The sequence below is a fragment of the Parashewanella sp. 2210YD4-3 genome (assembly GCF_056591735.1).
Genome location: NZ_JBWQOG010000001.1, coordinates 333,379 through 352,917, shown reverse-complemented (window position 1 = coordinate 352,917; position 19,539 = coordinate 333,379). Strand labels below are relative to the sequence as shown.

Genomic DNA, 19,539 nt, shown 5'->3' with positions numbered 1-19,539 from the left:
AATGAAACGTAATGTAATTTTAATGCTGGATTCATTCGGCATCGGCGCTGCTGGTGATGCTGAAGCGTTTGGTGATGTTGGTTCTAACACGTTTGGTCATATCGCCAAAGCGTGTGCAGAAGGTCGCGCTAACGAAGGTCGCGAAGGGCCGCTTAAGCTGCCAAACCTTGCAAAACTTGGCTTGGCTCATGCTGCTAAAGAAAGCACGGGTGAGTTCCCAATGGGTTTTGGTGACGATATCACTGTAACGGGCTCATACGGTTATGCTAAAGAAATCAGCTCAGGTAAAGATACTCCGAGCGGTCACTGGGAAATCGCGGGTGTTCCCGTATTGTTCGATTGGGGTTACTTCCATGACAAACAAAACTCTTTCCCTAAAGAACTAACGGATAAGATTCTTGAGCGTGCCGGATTAGATGGATTTTTAGGTAACTGCCATGCATCTGGTACTGCGATTCTTGAAGAGCTGGGTGAAGAGCACATGAAAAGCGGTCAGCCGATTTTCTATACCTCAGCTGACTCAGTATTCCAAATCGCTTGTCATGAAGATACGTTTGGTTTAGAAAACCTATACAAGTTATGTCAAATTGTTCGTGAAGAGCTAGAGCCATACAATATTGGTCGTGTTATCGCTCGTCCATTTAATGGTCCTGATGCTGATAACTTTGCTCGTACCGGTAATCGTCGTGACTATTCAATCGAACCACCTGCAAAAACCGTACTGCAAAAGCTTCAAGAAGCAGGCGGTGAAGTGGTGAGTGTCGGTAAGATTGCTGATATTTACGCTCATTGCGGTATCACTCAAAAAGTGAAAGCAAACGGCTTAGAAGCTCTGTTTGATGCAACGCTAGAGCAAGTTAAGCAAGCGGGTGAACGTACAATCGTATTCACTAACTTTGTGGATTTTGACTCTCACTATGGTCACCGTCGTGACGTAGCGGGCTATGCCCGTGCACTTGAATATTTTGACTCTCGTTTACCAGAGTTACTAGACATTCTAGAAGAAGATGATCTGTTATTACTGACCGCCGATCATGGTTGCGATCCAACTTGGCCGGGCACCGATCATACTCGTGAGCACATACCCGTTTTAGCATTAGGTGCAGGTTTAGCCGCGGGTTCTTTAGGTGGGCGCGAAACGTTTGCCGATATGGGGCAGTCTATCGCTAGCTATTACCAATTAGAGCCAATGGAATACGGTACATCTTTCGTTGGCTAACAGAATTTGAATACTGACTGTCCAATTGACATCAATTGGGCAGTATTTAAGTGAAAAAATTAAATAAAGTCGTTAAATTACACCAAATTAATTTAGAGTTTCCTAATTTAATTTGGAAAGACATTAAAAAATATAGGGGTTATAAACGATGGCTACACCACACATTAATGCGGCCGATGGCGCTTTTGCTGAAACCGTTCTTTTTCCAGGTGATCCACTACGTGCAAAATACATTGCTGAAACTTTTTTAGAGAATGTAGAGCAAGTTACTGATGTTCGTAACATGCTTGGCTTTACTGGTACTTACAAAGGTACTCGTGTATCGGTAATGGGCTCTGGTATGGGTATTCCTTCATGCTCTATCTATGCTACTGAGCTTGTAAAAGATTATGGTGTTAAAAACCTAATCCGTGTTGGTAGCTGTGGTGCAATCAGCACTGACGTTAAAGTTCGTGACGTTATTGTTGGTATGGGTGCTTGTACTGATTCACAAGTTAACCGTATGCGTTTTGGTGGCCAAGATTTCGCTGCTATCGCTGACTATAGTCTTTTAAAGGCGGTTGTTGATGCAGCTGATAAGCGTGGTATTAAGCACCGTGTTGGTAACGTATTCTCAGCTGATTTGTTCTACACTCCACAGCCTGAAATGTTCGACAAAATGGAAAAAATGGGCGTTCTAGGTGTGGAAATGGAAGCTGCTGGTCTTTACGGTGTGGCGGCAGAGTTCGGTGCAAAAGCATTATGTGTTGTAACTGTATCTGATCATATCCGTACTGGTGAAGCGACCACTTCTGATGAGCGTCAAACCACGTTCAACGAAATGATCGAAATGACTTTGGATGCAGTTTCTGAACTGTAATTGCTTAAAGTCGTTAATAATAAAGGCCGCATTTGCGGCCTTTATTATATAAACTAAAAGAGAAAATTTAACCCAAGGAAAAATCCAGTCTTATCTTCATATCCTTGGCATCAACGGTTTTACCGTTTTCGAATTTAGGTGCATAGCGCCACTCAGTTAACATTTTCTTAGCTGATTTTTCAAATTTACGTCCACCTTCAGACTCAATGACTTCGATATCTTTCACAGTACCAGATTTAGATATAGTGAATGACAAAACTACATGTCCTTCTTTTCCTAACCTTGCATAGCTGGCCGGATAATCTAATGCAGTGCGATATAGTGGAATCGGATCTTGATCCTCCTGCCAAGGCTTCATTTTACCAATGGCAATACAATGTTCGGTTGATTTATCACTGTCACCACGTTTTTCATAAATTGAAATTAAACGAGAATGAGCACCTAACTTAAACGGGTGGCTGTAATCCAATGTGTCGAATTGCTTGATCACACTTTTATATAAGTTTTCTGCTTTATTGGTTTTTTTCTCAGCTTGATAGATACGCGCTACCTGAAATTCAGTAGTGACTCTGTCCATAGCATTTTCAGGCAGTTTTTCTTGAAATGTGTCTAACGCCTCAATGGTTAACCCACGTAAGTGACGAGTATACTTATCTCTATTTAGCGTATCGAAAGCGAGCATTTTTACCTTGGCAACAAAGATTTGATCACCGTTTTGTTCAGCAAGTTTTAAGGCTTTGTTTATTTGGTCTTTAGTTCCACCAGAACTGGACATCACTTTGGCTTTAAGTAGGTGAGTGTCAATAATAGCGGTAACAGGAGCCGGCTTAATTTGCTGATATAGCGCCAATGCTTCATCAAATAACGCTTTAGCTTGTTGGTGAGTGGCTTTTGTTTTTTTCTTATCTCGTTGGTAAATTTTAGACAGAGAAGTGGCGTAATTGACGGTGAGAGCGGCTAAGTCATTAGGTGAATCTTTATATAACTCTTTACCCAATTGGTAAGATTGTTTAGCAAACTTTACAGCATTAAAATTTTTCCGTTCAGCGATAGCTTCTTTATATTGGCTGTAGGCTTGGTTAAATAATTCACGTTGAGATTGTGGTGATTCCGAGGCAAAACTTGCCTGTGATGCGGCTAAGAAAGCAAGGATACAAGCAGTTTTTGTCCACGTATTCATAGAGTCACTCCATTGATAATTTAATGTTGCTGAAAATACCAAAACCAAGTTGTTAAATCAATGTGATTGTCTGGTTATAGCGATAGACTGTTTTACCTTATACATCATTATTTTGGTATTGTGTCTTGAGAGGCGTTTTTATCGGAATAATTAAAAATGAACACTATGGAAACCTATCGATTGATTTACCAAGGTTGTGCAGCGTTAGATGCCATTGAAGCTTGGCTGAGTCAGGAGCAAACAGCTCAAGAAGTAAAACAAGGCAAAACTCAATCGGGCGTTACTTATATTGATTGTGCTTGCTCAATTGCTGTTGATATTCATAAGACGTTCTCTAGTGTAAATGTAGAAGTCATTCCTTTATCTAAGGTTAATCCAATGCTGAAGATAAAAGGTGTGTTGTTGATGGATATGGACTCTACGGCTATTCAAATAGAATGCATAGATGAACTGGCTAAGTTGGCGGGCATTGGAGAACGGGTTGCAGAAGTGACTGAATTAGCCATGCAAGGCAAGTTGGACTTTGAGCAAAGCCTACGTCAACGAGTCGCTTTGCTTGAAGGGCTGGATGCAGACGTGATCAAGCAATTGTGTGACCAATTACCTCTAACAAAAGGGTTAGAATCACTGGTTGGAGAACTAAAGTCTCATGGCTGGATTGTTGCCGTTGCTTCTGGCGGTTTTACGCCTTTTGTGAATCATTTAAAAGACAAACTTAGCTTGGATGCAGCCTTTGCTAATGTGCTGGAAATTATTGATGGTAAGTTAACTGGCAAGGTTGTTGGTAAAGTGGTGGACGCTCAAGCTAAAGCAGATATTTTACTTTCATTAGCTAAACAACATGGCGTTGAACTCAATCAAACCGTTGCCGTTGGAGATGGCGCTAACGATATTCCTATGATGCAAGCTGCGGGTTTGGGAGTGGCATTTCATGCCAAGCCGAAAGTTCAAGAACAAGCTCATGTATCAATCTCACATCAAGGGTTAGATAGTATAATCTCTGTGATATCTGGTTAGACCAGTTATGCGGGTTTATGGTTAACTTTTAAAATCTTTTGGTCGTTAAAGCGGCATAATGGCATAACCATACATCAATAAGGTTATGCTATGTCTGATTCCTCTAGAGGGCCAGTGTTAACTGACTCAAATGTAGATTATGTCAACTCACACTTTGGTATTGGGGCTTCTGCAAGCTATGGAGTTCCGAGCCCTAGTACTGATTACTCGCTAGCATTTAATGGAGATTCAGTATTATCAGGAGGCATCGCAGTGTTGTATTTATTCATGGATTTACTATCTGAACTTGCCAACCAAAAATACCTCGAGATGCAAGAAAAAGCCAAAGTTTCTCGTGATGCACAAGATAAAGCCAATGAAGTTAATGAAGTGATTGCTAAAGTGGCAAAAGAAGGTGACCAAGGTGCTGAGCCGTTGCCACAAGATGTAATCGATTACATGCGAGATAATGGCATTGAGGTTGATGGTAAGTCCATTGATGATTACCTTAAACATCCCTTTAAACCTCCTGAACCACAAGCTCATATTTTTTTAACTGACAGTGATGGTCAAAAGTTAGATCTGTTTAAGTATGAAGATGGGTCTTATCAAACCTATGGTGAATTAGATGATGGTCAAGGTGGAGTGACTCAGGAAACCATCGATCCTTCTAAGGTACAAGTATCGGCTGACGGTAAAGACGTTACTTACGAGTTGAATGGTAAAACCTACCAAGGACGTTTTGATGATCCAAAGCCAGATGATACGCTCTCGACAGTAAAATTAAATAAAGGTCAATTAGAAGCTGTAAAAGACGCATTAGAGAATGTCTCCAATCGTGCTTCCGATTTTGTATCGCAAGCTCAACTACAGCTTCAAAAGATTATGCAAACTTATAATGTTAGTGTGAGCATGATTAACAGTATGCAAACCATGCTTCAAGAAATGAATAAGAGTATTGCTCAGAATATTCGCTAAATTAGTACCAATCGTTTTAGCGCTTTGGCAATGAATCCATCACTCAGTCGTTTAATGGAGAACCCTTGCTTCAAGGCTTGGCAAAATGAAGACTCGCCTTGTTCGAGAGACTCGTGAAAACCACCAAACTCTTGTTGAGACTGCTTATTACTTCCTTGCTCTTTGTCTTCATCTAACAGGTTTTCGATGAAGTAATCTTTACCTTCAAGCAAAAAAGCTGAGTTGGTGTGACGTCTTTTACGTGGTTCAACATCTACGGCCCGTTCACAAGGAGCGATACCAGAGCGTACTGAAGTTACCATAATGCATCCTTAGTAAAACCATAAGGTCTTACATTTGAAACTATATTTAAGCAAATACATTCCAGTAATGCTTAAATATCCCCCGTTTTTCAGTCTAATCAGTTTTTGATAATTTGTTGAGAAACTGTTTAGGCCTTTTACCTATGTTATATACAATATTTTCATAAGTTGAAGTTTTATGAAGGATGTTTAATTATGCATTAAGCCTTTTTCTCTGATGTAATCATTCCGTTTTACTGCAAATATTGCGATGTAGAACCTCTGCGGTTATATCCATAATCTCTCCGACACCAACGGTATACCATAGCTTTTCTTCAAGCTGTTTGGCTTTATGAGCCGCGTGTTGTGCAATGTATTTTCGCTCTTGTTGGATGTACTTTAGATCAGGTTTCCCTGTAACTCCGACAAACATTCTCAAAGCAATAAATCGCCCAAGTTTTTGTCCTGTTTTAATGAATTCTGCTTGCTCACTTTGGTTAGAAAAGGAGTATTTAGGGACACACTTTAAATTGAATGTTCCTCGGGATTGGCGGATTAAGTGCAGATAAAAATCCACATGCATCATCTCTTGATGAGAGCGAGTGCGGCGTATAAAGGCAATGATATGTTTTTTAAAGAAGCCATCTTCAAATAAAGGACTCAAGTCATAAGTGAATGATTCTTTTGAATTAGCGGCAAACAATTCTGCAACAGGATCTCTTTCAGAGCTAATTGCAATGGCTGAGAGCTTGGCGGATTTTTGGGTTTTCTCAATAAAAAACGGAGTGGCTGGCAATTTCCGCATCATTAAGTTTTTCAATCCATCTGATAACTCACCTGTTTGATCGTCTGCTTCAGATAACTGTTTTAACTTTTCTTCATTATGAATGATGAGGCGATTCATAAAGGTCACGCCAGTGTGAGGTTCCGTAGATTGAGCTGCAACTAGATGCAATTGTTGACCATTTTTTCGCTGCATGACGAGCTTGTAGGGCAAGTTATGTAATTGGGTTTTGCCTGCCAGTGATTGCAATTTAGGCAAACCAAGCCAAACGACTTTCTCATTATCTAAATTAAATGGCGAAGGCACAGTGACTTGAAAGCCTTTTGTGGAAATATCTTGAGAGTGACCAGTGATGGATTGACCATCTTGTTGAATGTTTATTTCTGTTTTGAAGCTGTATCTTGGTTCTTTGCGGCGTTCAGAAAACGCCAGTGCACAAAACTTCAAATGGCTGATACTGTTCTTTTTCTGGACGAACACTTTGAGTAAGTTTGGTGAAGATTCTGATTGAACAGCTTGATATTGCAATCTGTCTTCTTCTGTTGTGAGATCAGAGAGACATATTATTTGATCAAATAAACCAAGTTGTTGTTCCACTAGCGGAGAGTAATGACTGTCATCACCAGGTATGATCGCCGCTTTATATCCACGTTGCTTATCAATTTTTATGCTTGATAGTTTGAATACTCGCCAGCTATTTTTGTGTGCCCCGAACTTAAAAAATAGCTGTTTCAAGCCGTGGTTATTGAGTTCATGTAACGTGGCTGAATAAAAGTAAGTGGTTTGATTTACTTTATGGGTAAAGCAATAAAGTAATTGATGCTCAGGCGCGTTGGGTTCTGCAAAATGCCGTTCCAATCTGGTTTCTGTCAGGGTCTGATCCAGCTGACATATATCATTTTCGTCAGTGAAGTAGCTTTTTATTCTCTGATTTTCAGGGCTTAATAACCCATGCGTAAGCTGATTTTGACTGCCATTTAAAAATAACGGTAAATGGCGAAGATGTGGAAGTAAGTGACGCTCGTAGCCTAACCCTAAGGTATTGTCGTAAACCTCATTCACATCTACTTTGTATCGATATTTGTAATCTCTTATTAATTTAGCCAGTAATTTCGATAGCGGTTCACTGATCGTATTACGTTTAAGCCTTAGAATATGAGCACCGCTATCTTCTTCAATATCGACAATTTGATATTCTATCCCTTGCTGTAAATCTTCATAATAGTATTCGTCATTCAGCTCGGTTAATTTGATCGTTAGTGGCTTGCGAGTATCTAATCCATGTTTAGCAGAAAGTCGAATTCGAGCACCGTTGACAGAAAGGTCAAGAGTTGAGCCCTCAACATCTATATTTCCTGCTTGAGATACAGTGATATGAACACTGTAGTTCATGCGTTCTTCACTGCGGTTGTAGTATGTGCCTAATACAACGCTCGGGATAACAAATTCGTCTTTACCGCTTTCTTTATTGCCCTCAACCTTGACAGTTTGTATGCGTCGTTTGTGTTCAGCCATCACATCTTCATACACTCCAAGGGTATACAGATTTTTATAACGGCTTACGGCGGCTTCAAAGCTGGTTTTGGCGGGGGTATCTAAAAAATGTGTTTGCTTATCAAAAACAAAGGTCGAGCAGGGAAGATTAGACTTATCTCTAAGATCAATGACACGGTTACATTTTGTTCGTAATCGGTTCAATTCCATTTTTAATAAAAATCGATCAGTACTGTTTTCGTCAGCAGTTAACTGCTCAAACAGATCTTCAAAATCGTCTTCCATTAAAAATGGCTTTAATTGCTCAATTAGATGGGCTTTTACTTGGTCAAAACTCATTGTCGATTCTTTGTCGTGCTAATTTACTGCGAGCCTGTTAGGCTTACTCCTTGTGATCATTAGAAAATGATCCCTTTACGTCGAAAACGGTTGAAAGCTGATTTCAATATGAAAACGCTGACTGGTAACTCTAGCAAAAGCAGTGCCAGAATTACTTTGACGGTGCTCAAGTTTACCCTGTTTCCGGCGAACTTGTTAATATTTTTATGGTTTAAAAATTCAATGGCAAAGAATAAAACAGCATTTGTTTGTAATGAATGTGGGCAAGATTTTCCCCGTTGGCAGGGGCAATGCTCGGCGTGTAAGGAATGGAACACGATTACTGAAGTTCGTTTAGGCTCAATAAAAGCGGCTCGAAGCACTCAATTTAGTGGCTATGCAGGCGAGGGCGCAAGTGAAGTACAAACCTTAAATGAAATTGATTTGAACGAATTGCCGCGCATTCCAAGTTTATTTACAGAGTTCGATCGAGTGCTAGGCGGCGGAATTGTGCCGGGATCGGCAATTTTGATCGGTGGTCATCCGGGGGCGGGTAAAAGTACCTTACTGCTGCAAACCTTATGTCAATTGGCTGAAATTATGCCTGCCTTGTACGTCACAGGGGAAGAATCATTACAACAGGTTGCGATGCGTGCTAACCGACTCGGTTTGCCAACCGATAAGCTGCGAATGTTATCGGAAACCAGTGTAGAGCGCATTTGTGATATTGCTGTAAAAGAAAAGCCCAAACTTATTGTCGTGGATTCGATTCAAGTGATGCACATGGCAGATGTGACCTCATCTCCCGGTAGTGTGTCACAGGTAAGAGAGTCAGCGTCTTATCTAACTCGTTTTGCCAAACAGCAGGGCATTGCAGTGATCATGGTCGGTCATGTCACCAAAGATGGCAGTTTGGCTGGGCCAAAAGTGTTAGAGCACTGTATTGATTGTTCTGTAATGTTCGAAGGTGACAGTGACAGCCGATATCGCACCTTACGTTCCCATAAAAACCGCTTTGGAGCTATTAATGAGCTTGGTGTGTTTGCTATGACAGAGCGTGGCTTAAAAGAAGTGGCAAACCCTTCCGCCATATTTTTGTCGCGTGGTGAAGGTGAAGCTTCAGGCTCATTAGTTATGGTGGTGTGGGAGGGAACGCGCCCTTTGCTGGTGGAGTTGCAAGTGCTAGTGGATAATTCTTCTATGTCACATCCGAGACGAGTTGCTGTGGGTATGGATGGCAATCGTTTAGCCATGTTATTAGCGGTGATGCATCGACATGGTGGATTGCAAATGTCGGATCAAGATGTGTTTGTAAATGTGGTGGGCGGCGTAAAAGTCACTGAAACCAGTGCCGATTTAACCTTATTAATGGCAATGGTGTCGAGCTTTAGAAGCAATGTTTTACCTAATGATCTTGTGGTGTTTGGTGAGGTAGGATTATCAGGTGAGATTCGACCGGTACCGAATGGTCAAGAACGTCTCGTTGAGGCTGCAAAACACGGCTTTAAACGTGCGATTGTACCCAAAGCAAATGTCCCTAAAAGACCGCCGGAGGGGATGGAAGTGATTGGTGTTAATAAGCTAAGTGAAGCGTTAGCCTCTTTATAAGGTTATCAAATGCAATGCGTCGAGGCCGGTACCAGTTAAAGACTTATATCTAATTGGGAGCGTCTCCTAGTCACTATTGGTCGATTATATGTCTACTCAACAAATGCGTTTGGGTCCAAGTTCAGGTTTGATAAACGCAGAATCAATATCGGTACTTGAATCTACTGAGATAGGTTTTATCCATTTTGATTCTAGAATTTTTAAAATTTGGGTTACCAATGAGACAACAGTATCAGAAGCAATAGAGATTTTTGTTAAGCAACACCCAACACATTGCACTTTGAAGAAAAGACTGATGATAAAAAGCTGCTGCTTGCTTTTGAAGGTCAAAGAGGCTTGAAGGGGGCAATTGCTGCGGACAGATTCGACATCAAAAATCTAAAGGTTTTGTCTGTTATTCCTGATGCGTATTCTACTTACAGACATGAAGTCGAAAAAGCCTTTTATTTTACCTATGGTGTCGATATTGCTGATTCACTACAGAGGCAAGCTAAGCTATCTAAAAGAGTATGCGTCATCGCATAACTGGTCTTACTTTTGGCTTTTCACGACTTCTTCCCGGTCCAACACCAAAATGATTTTTATAGGCTTTCGCGAAAGATGCATCGTTGCTATAACCTACGTTTAAGGCCACCTCCCACACAGACTTACCTTGTCTGAGCTGTTTTTGCGCCAGAGACATCCGAAGTTGAATAACATAGTCCATCACGGAGCGATTAAAAAACTGTTTGAATTGTTTAGCTAAATTCGCACGAGAATAGCCACCGATAGAGGCTAGCTGTTCTAAGTTCCACGGTTTTGATAAATCACTTTCAATAGCCGTCATTACCTTATTCATTTTGGGATCGAGTATAGCTTTGACGTAGCCTAAATCCTGATTATTCAATAACTCTTGACGTAATAAGAGTAAGAAAAAGCTTTCCGACAGTTTTTCTACGATAAGTTTTTGTCCGGCTAATCCATGCTCAGCTTCAGTGATGAGAGATTGTAATAAGTATTTTAAACTCCCATTAGTATCCTGCTGTCGAATAAGCAGCATTGCTGGCAATTGTTGAATGAGTGGATGGCGAGCATCTTCTGCTAAATCAAAGTAACCGCACACTAATCCTGTTCCATCCAGAGAGCTCGTAATTGGGTGTTGAGAAAGAGGCGCTGTGTCAGGTGTGGTTGGGGAATCTTTTAATTGATGTTTTGCATCATGAGGAAAAATGATGATATCGCCTTCATTAAGGTGTATGCCTTTATGTGCTTCCATCGCAAGATAAGCTTGACCACTCGAAATAAAATGAAAACTGGCTTTTCCACTGCCAGAAATATCGGTACTCCAATGATGGCATGCTTTAGCTAAATGAAATACGGTCGAATTTAAGTGGAACCCTTTTAATACCTGTTCAAGTAGTTGCATCAATAGTCCTTAGACGATACGACATAAAGTTAAGACGATAGAGCATATTTTAAAAACCAAGAGTTACCTAGTATGTACTTGTCTCAGTAACAATTGAATTAAGGAAACATTATGTCTCGCTCATTAATTAATATTGCTCGTTCTATGGTTGTGATGTTAGCGGCTGTATTTTCTATTTCTGTAATGGCTGGTACGCCACAACAGAATAAAGATGGAGTAACCGTAATTTATTTAGATCAGCATGGTGGTCACTTTACCGCTAAAGATACGTTAGCGGGTTTAAAAGAGGGCAAATACCAGTTTGTGATCACTAATAAAGCCGATAAATTAGTGGGCTTCCAGTTACAGCATCATAAGTCTCACAAGCAGTTAGATATGTTCCCACTTGAGCCGGGTGAAACTAAGCGCAGTGATGTAGTTACCGTTACCGAAGCTGGCGTTCGCTTCCGTTGCCCAATCAACCCAACCCCTTGGTACGATCTTGATGTTATTAACGCAAAATAGTAAGACAGGTTAATTTAGATTTTTGTTTCATCCTTCCTCTCCGTTAGTGAATTTGCCTATGGTTTCTCCATAGGCTTTTTTTTTCGAAAACTTTTGAACTTTGCATATTGTTTTATCGTAGGTATAGTGTCTACAGCATTGTTTTTACTTTTATTTTTATGGTCGAAAATACCGAGAAACAGCTTTTATCTTGGCTAAAAGCTCAAGCCAAATCGTCTGCATTTCCCTTATCTATAACGGTACTTTTAGGCGCTCTCCAAGGAGCGGTTCTGATTGTTCAGGCGTACATTGTCGCCTCCACGCTTGAACAAGTGATCATTAAGCAATCATCGGCTGACATAAATACAGCTCTGTATTGGTTACTTGCGCTAACTTTGCTAAGAGCCATGATTAGTTACGGAAAAGAAGTCTACAGTTATCAAATCGGGCAAGATGTTCGTCAACGATTGCGACAAGGAGTATTGCGTAAGCTTCACCAATTAGGGCCTATGTACGTCCAAACTAAACCCGCGGGCGAATGGAGTAGTATGCTGGTGGAGCAAGTGGAGCAATTACAAGAGTTTTATAGCCGCTATTTGCCGCAAATGGCAATGGTTGTGTGTATTCCATTAATGCTGTTGGTGGTGGTATTTCCGCAAAGTTGGGTCGCAGGGTTAATTTTATTGCTTACCGCACCTTTAATTCCATTATTTATGATTTTAGTCGGTATGGGAGCGGCTAAAGCGAGTCAACAACATACCTTATCTTTACAACGATTAAGCGCCTATTTTGCTGACCGTATTTCTGGGTTAGCGACCTTAAAATTATTTTATCGCTATCAGTCTGAGCTTTCAGTCATTAAGAACGTATCTGAAGACTATCGAAGTCGTACTATGTCAGTGCTTAAACTGGCATTTTTAAGCTCTGCAGTATTAGAGTTTTTTGCTGCGGTGTCGATTGCGCTGTTGGCGGTTTATCTGGGTTTTAGTTTTCTAGAGTATTTGGATATCGGCTTTTATGGGGTGAAAGTATCTTTATTCAGTGCGCTATTTATCTTGCTACTAGCCCCTGAGTTCTATCAACCGTTAAGAGAGTTAGGTGCTTATTATCATGCCAAATCGCAAGCCGTAGCCGCTAGCGAAGCGATAGTTGAGCTACTGAATAAGACAGAACCTGATTTTGAAATGATGAGCGAATTGCCTGATGAGCTGCCTTTGAGCATTGAAGCTAAAGATTGGGTGGTGTGTGATCATCACGGAAAAGCCTTAATTGGCCCATTGAACTTTAAGTGGCAACAAGGTAAGAAAGTGGCGATTGTTGGCAAAAGTGGCAGTGGGAAAACCGTGCTTCTTAATGGCTTGTTAGGATTCTATCCATATCAAGGTAGCTTAACCGTCAATGGTATCCAATTGTCGCAATTGAAAAACGACACTTGGTATCAACGTCTTGCTTGGTTACCGCAACAACCTCGCTTACCTTTTGGCACAATAAAAGAAAACTTTGGCTTGTTAAAACCTGAAATTTCAGAGGCTGAAATCTGGCTGCAACTTGAAAAAGTCGGGTTAGCTTCCAGTGTTAAGCAGCACCCGCTTCAGCTAGATCTTATGGTTACTGAACAAAATACAGGTTTATCAGTAGGGCAAGGGCAAAGGCTAGCTATGGCTATACTTCTGCTTCAGTCAAAACGTTTATTAATCGCCGATGAACCTGCGGCTTCTTTGGATAAAGCTAATCAAGCTAAGGTTTGGTCACTGTTGTTAGACAAATCCACTGACTCAGGTTGCATCATTAGCACTCATCAGTATTCGAAGCTTAATGATATGGATGAAGTTTGGGTGATGAAGCAAGGGAAAATCGTTGAGCAAGGCGCAGCCAGTGTTTTAGCAAAAGTTGGCTCCGAATTTATGAAGCTTGGGGCGAATCAAAAATGAAGCATTCTACCAAGTGGATGAGTTATCAAGCCATAAAACCTTACTTGAGTTTATGGCGTCAACATTGGCAGGGAATGGGACTTGGTGTTCTGCTTGGTGTTATCACGTTAATCGCCAGTATTGGGTTATTGATTGTATCTGGTTGGTTTTTAACAGCGACAGCGCTCGCTGGCTTCAGTGCTCTCACAATTAAAAACTTCAATTTTTATACACCTGCGGCTTCGGTGCGATTTCTTGCAATCGCTAGAACCGCTGGTCGTTATTTTGAGCGCATTGTGACCCATCAAGTGACCTTGACCATCTTAACTCAGATCCGAATTAAGATATGGAAAAGATTACAAGGTATTGCCACTTACCAATTACGAACGCTTAGAAAGGGCGATGTGCTCAACCGGTTATTGACTGATATTGATACTTTAGATCAGCTGTATTTAAGAGGGCTAACACCGATTGCTCATTATTTGATTTTAAGCTGTATCGCCGTTTTAGTGATGGCTTGGTTGTCTTGGACAATAGCGTTGATTTTGTTATTGGGGTTAGGGGCTGTAGGCATTAGCCTTCCATGGCTAGGTTATCAACTATTTTATTCATCAAGGAAGCAAGAGCTGCAAGCAGTCGTCGCCTATCGTGAACAAGTATTTGAGTTGCTTTCTACTCAAACTGAATTGACTGTCGCTCAAGCTTGGAAGCGAAAGTATCAGTATTTAGCCGAGTTTGAAGTATCACTGTATCAAGCCCAAATTCGTATAGTACAAAGGCAAGGTTTGTTACAAGCACTGATGATCGTGCTTCATGGTTTTGTGGTTATTGCTGCAATAACTGGGTTGGCCAATTTTGTATTAACTGAACAGATTACTGGCCCAATATATGCCGCTATTGTCATCGGCAGTATGGCATTAATGGAGTGGTTATTGCCATTAATGCAGTCAGGGGGGCACATTGCCGCCAGTGTGTTAGCCGCTAAAAGGATCAATGAACTGGAGGATAAAAGCCTAGCATTATCTTACCCTGATAATAGGAAAGTAGTAAAAAAGGGTGAGATCGAGTTTTGCAACGTTGAATTTGGCTATCACAAAGATGCTAGCTTGCTGAATGACTTTAGCTTGTTTATAGAGGCAAAAGGCAAATACTTGATACGAGGAGAGTCTGGCCGAGGTAAAACAACATTATTGAACTTGATCGCCAGAATATACGATGCTCATTCTGGGAAAGTGTTGCTGGATGGCCTTGACGTCAAAGATTATTCAGAAGCAGGACTTTGCCAAGCCATTACCTATATTGAACAGCAAGCTCAAATTTTCTCAGCCAGCTTAAAAGATAACTTAACCTTAGCTATGGCTGATGGTGAGCAGGTCGAAGATGAAATATTATGGCAAGCACTAAAGCAAGTAGGATTATGTTATTTAGCCGATGAGAATGGTTTGTCTTTGTGGATTGGAGAAGGAGGAAGAGCGCTATCTGGTGGTGAAAAGCAAAGGCTCAGTTTGGCTCGAGCCTTGTTACGAGATAGTCCTATTGTTTTACTTGATGAACCTACGGAAAGTTTAGACCCTCAAACGGAACAGCATATCTTGAGTTTAATAGCCGAAATTTTTAGTGATAAAACTGTTTTATTAGTGACTCATAGAGAGCTTAATTTAACTGGTTATTCAACTGTTATTTTCGAAAATTGAAATGGCCTCTAAAATTACTTCCAAGATGACCTCGGAGCTGCTTCACTAGGTGTTAGGTGTGCCTTGTTTTTTACATATGGATTAGCTCCTAAGCCTATAAGCACATCTATCATATCATCGTTACATAAGGAGTACGCATAGTGTAACGGTGTATTGCCATCTATATCAGCCAAGCTTAATTGCGCTTGTAAACGCCTTTGTTGTGATAGCGTTTTAGCTTGTTGCCCAAGCAGTCGGATCAGAGCAATCTGCGAGTCAGCGACCAATAAATGAAATACATTTTGATGTGTTGTATCATCTACGTATAAGTTATAGCTAAAACCTTGGTATGGAATCAATAGCTTAGCGACATCGTAGCGTTGTTGGTTTATCGCTAAGTCAACAGGAGTTAAGCCTTGCTTATTTTTTATTTCCCAGACAATTGAAGCGGCTTTTGCTGCAGCCTCAGAAGCTGATAACCACTCACTGTCTAGCTCAGAAGTATCTACTCTATTGAGTTTTTTACCCGCAATGGAGCGTTCAGGTATGGGAGCTTGCTCAAAATCTTCCTCACTCAAGTCATCGTCAAGGGTGACAAAGTCTTGCTCTATACTTCGCAAAAACTTTATTGCTGCCACGGAATTACCTTGAACAAGTTTGTGCAACAAAGGCTCTTCACTTTCATTACATGCCTTGACTAGTTTTTTCATAGTGTCAGAGTATATGTCACGTTTTTGACCTTGGTCACTTAGAGCTGAATCCCAAAAACTAAGTGGAAAAGAGGAAGGTGACAGTGGATTTTGATAGCCTGTGTTGCGCATGTAAGCCGCAATAAATGTTAGTACTACTTCGCTGCCTCCGAGAATTGCTTTTTCGAGTATTTCACAAAAGAATTTGTCATCTCTAAAAACATCGTAGTGAAGGTTTGTTTGACGTAATGCAGTTTCATCGATCTTGCTTTTTGGGTCGATAGCCCTAGTAAGCAGTTGCTTGTATGCCTCTTCGGGGGACATGGCTTTCACTTGTTCATCAGGGTGTTCTATAGAATATTGGATTTGTATGATGATGGTTTCGATGTGTTTTACATCAAAGTGATCCATAGCAATATTAAACACTTTAGTGAGGATTTGTCTTTTCTCTTCTTCTGTGAATGGAGGGTCTTGCTTTTCGATGAATGACACAAGTGATTTCAAGTGGGTAAGTAATTTTGATGCCAATACTTCTTGTACTGGTTTGTAATAGCTTCTTGGGGCTTTCATATAAGTGAGTAAAATTAGATATTCTAAATTACTGCGGGGTGTTTCATATGGATCAGGTTTACATTTAATGTGCTTTTTCGTGTCTTGTTTTATGAGTAAATCACTATGTGTAGTTTCCGTGACTGGTTTTTCTTGGGAAGGGGGGAGGGGAAGCATAGCCATAAGTTTCTGACAAGCTTCATAAGCTTGTTGCAATTGACCTAGTTTCTTCTCTTGTTCAGCTGTTTCAGGCTCAACACTTAATAGTGAAGCTTGAGTGGATGATGTTGAGGTCGCTGCTTCAGCCATAACTATTACCTGTATATTGTTAATGATATAAAGATAGCGCACCAATAACTAACGCATTGTTTTCAAATAATTAAGCTTGGTTAACCTCAGCTCTGCATAAGCCAACCTCTACAGCACAGCTACTTATGCATATTTCTGTGTTAGAACAGCCCGTAATCGACCGACTATTACGAACTGTTCTGCCTTGAACTACGCAAAATTAGCTACACTGTAGATAAACCTTTAAGGTCTGTAATGTAAACTAGAATGTTATTGATTTCGTTATACAGAGCTGAGGTTAACTTAGATCTTTTTGAACATGAGCAACAACGTTTTGAGTATCGCCATTAGTGAAAGTGAGTGTTAATGGAATGTCTTGTCCGAATTTGGGAACGCCAGAAGTAAAATTCATTAACATGCCGTGGAACCCACCTGGAGCGAGTTTCGTCACACCTTTAGCTTTAATTAGGATTTGCTTTACAGGTAGCATTTTCATCATGCCATCATTCATTACCATTTTGTGCAATTCTACTTTACCCGCATTGGTTACTATGGCTTTTAACGAGATAGGCTTATTTGCATTATTTTGCATCGTTAAGTAAATGGGGACGACCTTAGATGAGGAAGGCATGGCTCTTATCCATGCTTGTTTAACAACGATATCTCCAGCCATTGCCATTTGGCTTAAAAAAAGTGAGGCAACAAGGCATATAATACTCGTGGTTTTTTTCATTGGGTCGTTCCTGTTAGGTTTATCAATGAAGTCATCCTAACAAACGCTTCTTGAACCCTAGCTTATTGAGTTAGCATTAGTTTTATACCGTCCACATTGACCTCATCTAATAAGTGCTTTTCCTCGGCTTGAGATATTGTTGCGTTAAAAGGAGGGAAAAATGAGGCTAACGGATCTGAGGAGCTTGGTTTAGGTTCTTCTGTTACAGGTCGAACTTTTTGTTGTTCTGTAGATGCATTGTCTGGAGTTATTGAAAACATCATTAAATCCGTAACCTCTGGCTTTAACGAAGTTACAGTAGCTAAAGGTGATGCTGAAGTGGGTACTTGCTGATTTTGAAGGGGCTGTGATGCTAATGTTTGTTTAAGTAACTTATCTGAAATTTGAAGAGGAATAGGTTCATTATGCTCATTGATAAAAGTGATTGTTGGAGTGCCGCTACCTTTATATTTCAATAATTCAAACCTGGTTTTTAGCTCTTTAGTTATTTCGCAATCGTTTGCATCAATTCGAACTGTAATTGCTTCTGGAGTTTCAGTAACCCTTGGTGTCGTTATCGAAGTTTCAGGTTGTAAAGAATCTTCTACTTTTTGAATTGGATCGGAATTGGCTTCTCTTGTGGCCGCGCCACTTGCTGGAGAAAAATATGGCTGAGGTAATACAGGCTGTTCAGGTTTAAACATTGGGTTACGGTCGTTGCGCAATTGTTTTAATCTCTCTTCTAATTGCTCTACTGTCAGCTCAGCTTGGTTTGCTTCAGGGTTAAAAGCTGGGGGAGGAGAAGCAGGTTGGCTGCTTGGTCGAGCTCTTGCCGGTTTAGGTTTTACTAGCATCATTTCCCCCCCGCTAAAGCTTTTTCTTGTTTTGGTTCTAGGACTACAGGTTATTGATGCTGGTATTGAGCTTGGGATTGGTTCAAGAGCACTTAGCAGTTGCTGCACTTCTTGGTCTTCTTGTGCTTGTTGGCTTGAAATTTTTTGGTCTTCTTGTACTTGTTGGCTTGCAATTTCTCGGTTAAACATATCGTTTTGATGTACTAGCCAATCTAGTGTTTTTGACGTGTAACACTCAGGCTCTTTTTCAACTATTTGCTCTAGAATATAGCCAATCCTATGCTTCCTAAGTTCAGGTGGCTCAATTTCAGTAAAATTAAATTGCAATAATTCTTTTAGCAACGCTTTTTGTTTTATGGAAAAAGGGCTATTAGCAAGCATTGTTGCTGATTTTGAAGTCATGCAAACAGCCCCTATTTTATCTACTTCTATTAATGATTTTGTATGAAAAATTAATTGCTTATAGAGTTGAGTTAACTCTGTACTTTTAGTTGCAAGCTCTTGATATAAGCCTTGTGATTGTCGTGTTCTGTAAGCAGTCAGAAGATTGGTATATTGCTGTCGTTTAGTGGATATTTGTAGCTGAATATTAATAAGATCTAATATACGGCAATACAACTGATGGCTTTTGGACGTAGCTTGTGTTGCAGCCCAAAGGGCGGCAATAAATACTTGCTTTACTTCTTCATTGATGCCCGAAGTGGTTTTAATTTGGGCAATCATAGTTTGTCTATTAATGGTTCCGTTTTGTCGATTTCCAAGGTCGCTTACAGAGTTAAAAATATAATCAGTAACGGTATATAGAAGCCCTTGAAAAGGAGTTGTGTCTTTAACTGTTTGCTGTGTGGCTACTGTATAACTTGCTTGTCGCTGGGAGGAGGTTCCGCTTGCTTGCGCTGCTGATGTTGATTGAGGTTTTGGGCGCGAAAGAGGACTCGTTTCGTTGCCTATGGGGACGTAAACCAGTTTTTGATGTCCTTGTTGGGGTAGAGTTGTATAGCCATAATCAGGGAGTATGGAGTTGAATTCCGCTGGTGTTTCGGTTTGCTGGGCTTGCCAAAAAGAGCCATTTACTCTCCAACTTGTAGGAGAATGAGCGTGCTCTGAACTTTGATCATCTGGTATCGGTTGTTGTGGTGACGTCGTCACTGAATCTGTTGCCGCCATATCTATCTCAATCGAAGTATTTTCAATTGAGAATGAAATTAGCATACTTTAAAAAAAAGCATTATGAATTAGCATTATGATTTAATTAATGA

Annotated in this window: 17 protein-coding genes; 10 read left to right on the top strand and 7 right to left on the bottom strand. The window is 40.5% G+C overall.

Annotated elements, in window-relative coordinates; all coding sequences use genetic code 11:
• The first annotated feature begins 1 nt into the window (after position 1).
• Together AC1EU0_RS01545 and deoD are read left to right on the top strand one after the other, a co-directional pair.
• Positions 2–1,219, top strand: coding sequence for a phosphopentomutase (locus tag AC1EU0_RS01545; RefSeq protein ID WP_480300121.1), 1,218 nt, complete (start codon positions 2–4; stop codon positions 1,217–1,219).
• Positions 1,220–1,367: 148 nt separating this feature from the next.
• On the top strand, positions 1,368–2,078 hold the full coding sequence (gene deoD / locus AC1EU0_RS01540) for a purine-nucleoside phosphorylase (RefSeq protein ID WP_480300120.1): 711 nt from the start codon (positions 1,368–1,370) through the stop codon (positions 2,076–2,078).
• Positions 2,079–2,145: 67 nt separating this feature from the next.
• Here deoD and AC1EU0_RS01535 read toward each other — a convergent pair whose 3' ends face one another.
• Positions 2,146–3,258: a TonB family protein gene (locus tag AC1EU0_RS01535; RefSeq protein WP_480300119.1), complete on the bottom strand. Its 1,113-nt coding sequence runs from the start codon at positions 3,256–3,258 to the stop codon at positions 2,146–2,148.
• Between the two features lie 156 nt (positions 3,259–3,414).
• Between AC1EU0_RS01535 and serB the strand changes: the two genes are divergently transcribed.
• Positions 3,415–4,275 carry a phosphoserine phosphatase SerB gene (gene serB / locus AC1EU0_RS01530; RefSeq protein WP_480300118.1) on the top strand — a complete coding sequence of 287 codons (861 nt, stop codon included), beginning with the start codon at positions 3,415–3,417 and terminating at the stop codon, positions 4,273–4,275.
• A gap of 90 nt (positions 4,276–4,365) precedes the next feature.
• Complete coding sequence (locus tag AC1EU0_RS01525) at positions 4,366–5,232, top strand: secretion protein EspA (protein ID WP_480300117.1); 867 nt, start codon at positions 4,366–4,368, stop codon at positions 5,230–5,232.
• Here the strand turns inward: AC1EU0_RS01525 and AC1EU0_RS01520 are convergent.
• Complete coding sequence (locus AC1EU0_RS01520; RefSeq protein WP_480300116.1) at positions 5,229–5,534, bottom strand: hypothetical protein; 306 nt, start codon at positions 5,532–5,534, stop codon at positions 5,229–5,231. The two genes, AC1EU0_RS01525 and AC1EU0_RS01520, sit on opposite strands and share 4 nt — an antisense overlap.
• Positions 5,535–5,757: 223 nt before the next feature.
• Entirely contained in the window at positions 5,758–8,130 is a 2,373-nt protein-coding gene (locus AC1EU0_RS01515) for a PilZ domain-containing protein (protein ID WP_480300115.1), read from the bottom strand.
• 222 nt (positions 8,131–8,352) lie between these two features.
• Here AC1EU0_RS01515 and radA point away from each other — a divergent pair, with 222 nt between their 5' ends.
• The 3 genes from radA (at position 8,353) to AC1EU0_RS01500 (ending at position 10,242) form a co-directional block, all read left to right on the top strand.
• Entirely contained in the window at positions 8,353–9,717 is a 1,365-nt protein-coding gene (gene radA, locus AC1EU0_RS01510) for a DNA repair protein RadA (protein ID WP_480300114.1), read from the top strand.
• Positions 9,718–9,805: 88 nt separating this feature from the next.
• Positions 9,806–10,057 (top strand): hypothetical protein, encoded by a 252-nt coding sequence (locus tag AC1EU0_RS01505; protein WP_480300113.1) that lies wholly within the window; start codon positions 9,806–9,808, stop codon positions 10,055–10,057.
• Positions 10,054–10,242 carry a hypothetical protein gene (locus AC1EU0_RS01500; protein ID WP_480300112.1) on the top strand — a complete coding sequence of 63 codons (189 nt, stop codon included), beginning with the start codon at positions 10,054–10,056 and terminating at the stop codon, positions 10,240–10,242. The genes AC1EU0_RS01505 and AC1EU0_RS01500 overlap by 4 nt, the downstream gene beginning before the upstream one ends.
• Here AC1EU0_RS01500 and AC1EU0_RS01495 read toward each other — a convergent pair.
• Positions 10,232–11,122, bottom strand: a complete 891-nt coding sequence (locus AC1EU0_RS01495; RefSeq protein ID WP_480300111.1) for an AraC family transcriptional regulator — start codon at positions 11,120–11,122, stop codon at positions 10,232–10,234. The two genes, AC1EU0_RS01500 and AC1EU0_RS01495, sit on opposite strands and share 11 nt — an antisense overlap.
• Before the next feature lie 111 nt (positions 11,123–11,233).
• Between AC1EU0_RS01495 and AC1EU0_RS01490 the strand changes: the two genes are divergently transcribed.
• The 3 genes from AC1EU0_RS01490 to cydC all read left to right on the top strand — a co-directional run bounded on the left by AC1EU0_RS01490 (position 11,234) and on the right by cydC (position 15,209).
• Complete coding sequence (locus tag AC1EU0_RS01490) at positions 11,234–11,626, top strand: hypothetical protein (RefSeq protein ID WP_480300110.1); 393 nt, start codon at positions 11,234–11,236, stop codon at positions 11,624–11,626.
• A gap of 158 nt (positions 11,627–11,784) precedes the next feature.
• Positions 11,785–13,536: a heme ABC transporter permease/ATP-binding protein CydD gene (gene cydD / locus AC1EU0_RS01485; RefSeq protein ID WP_480300109.1), complete on the top strand. Its 1,752-nt coding sequence runs from the start codon at positions 11,785–11,787 to the stop codon at positions 13,534–13,536.
• A complete protein-coding gene (cydC, locus tag AC1EU0_RS01480; protein ID WP_480300108.1) occupies positions 13,533–15,209 on the top strand; it encodes a thiol reductant ABC exporter subunit CydC in 1,677 nt (558 codons plus the stop codon). Before cydD ends, cydC begins: the two co-directional genes overlap by 4 nt.
• A 14-nt stretch (positions 15,210–15,223) precedes the next feature.
• On the opposite strand, the gene AC1EU0_RS01475 is transcribed toward cydC, so the two are convergent.
• The 3 genes from AC1EU0_RS01475 to AC1EU0_RS01465 form a co-directional block, all read right to left on the bottom strand.
• Positions 15,224–16,735 carry a hypothetical protein gene (locus tag AC1EU0_RS01475; protein WP_480300107.1) on the bottom strand — a complete coding sequence of 504 codons (1,512 nt, stop codon included), beginning with the start codon at positions 16,733–16,735 and terminating at the stop codon, positions 15,224–15,226.
• A gap of 277 nt (positions 16,736–17,012) precedes the next feature.
• A complete protein-coding gene (locus AC1EU0_RS01470; RefSeq protein WP_480300106.1) occupies positions 17,013–17,447 on the bottom strand; it encodes a copper chaperone PCu(A)C in 435 nt (144 codons plus the stop codon).
• A 62-nt stretch (positions 17,448–17,509) separates the two neighbouring features.
• Positions 17,510–19,447, bottom strand: coding sequence for a hypothetical protein (locus AC1EU0_RS01465; protein ID WP_480300105.1), 1,938 nt, complete (start codon positions 19,445–19,447; stop codon positions 17,510–17,512).
• Positions 19,448–19,539 lie beyond the last annotated feature (92 nt).

Bases quoted from the DNA above. Each gene is read 5' to 3' on its own strand.
- AC1EU0_RS01545 (WP_480300121.1), top strand. From the start codon at position 2: ATGAAACGTAATGTAATTTTAATGCTGGATTCATTCGGCATCGGCGCT.
- deoD (WP_480300120.1), top strand. From the start codon at position 1,368: ATGGCTACACCACACATTAATGCGGCCGATGGCGCTTTTGCTGAAACC.
- AC1EU0_RS01535 (WP_480300119.1), bottom strand. From the start codon at position 3,258: ATGAATACGTGGACAAAAACTGCTTGTATCCTTGCTTTCTTAGCCGCA.
- serB (WP_480300118.1), top strand. From the start codon at position 3,415: ATGAACACTATGGAAACCTATCGATTGATTTACCAAGGTTGTGCAGCG.
- AC1EU0_RS01525 (WP_480300117.1), top strand. From the start codon at position 4,366: ATGTCTGATTCCTCTAGAGGGCCAGTGTTAACTGACTCAAATGTAGAT.
- AC1EU0_RS01520 (WP_480300116.1), bottom strand. From the start codon at position 5,534: ATGGTAACTTCAGTACGCTCTGGTATCGCTCCTTGTGAACGGGCCGTA.
- AC1EU0_RS01515 (WP_480300115.1), bottom strand. From the start codon at position 8,130: ATGAGTTTTGACCAAGTAAAAGCCCATCTAATTGAGCAATTAAAGCCA.
- radA (WP_480300114.1), top strand. From the start codon at position 8,353: ATGGCAAAGAATAAAACAGCATTTGTTTGTAATGAATGTGGGCAAGAT.
- AC1EU0_RS01505 (WP_480300113.1), top strand. From the start codon at position 9,806: ATGTCTACTCAACAAATGCGTTTGGGTCCAAGTTCAGGTTTGATAAAC.
- AC1EU0_RS01495 (WP_480300111.1), bottom strand. From the start codon at position 11,122: ATGCAACTACTTGAACAGGTATTAAAAGGGTTCCACTTAAATTCGACC.
- AC1EU0_RS01490 (WP_480300110.1), top strand. From the start codon at position 11,234: ATGTCTCGCTCATTAATTAATATTGCTCGTTCTATGGTTGTGATGTTA.
- cydD (WP_480300109.1), top strand. From the start codon at position 11,785: ATGGTCGAAAATACCGAGAAACAGCTTTTATCTTGGCTAAAAGCTCAA.
- cydC (WP_480300108.1), top strand. From the start codon at position 13,533: ATGAAGCATTCTACCAAGTGGATGAGTTATCAAGCCATAAAACCTTAC.
- AC1EU0_RS01475 (WP_480300107.1), bottom strand. From the start codon at position 16,735: ATGGCTGAAGCAGCGACCTCAACATCATCCACTCAAGCTTCACTATTA.
- AC1EU0_RS01470 (WP_480300106.1), bottom strand. From the start codon at position 17,447: ATGAAAAAAACCACGAGTATTATATGCCTTGTTGCCTCACTTTTTTTA.
- AC1EU0_RS01465 (WP_480300105.1), bottom strand. From the start codon at position 19,447: ATGGCGGCAACAGATTCAGTGACGACGTCACCACAACAACCGATACCA.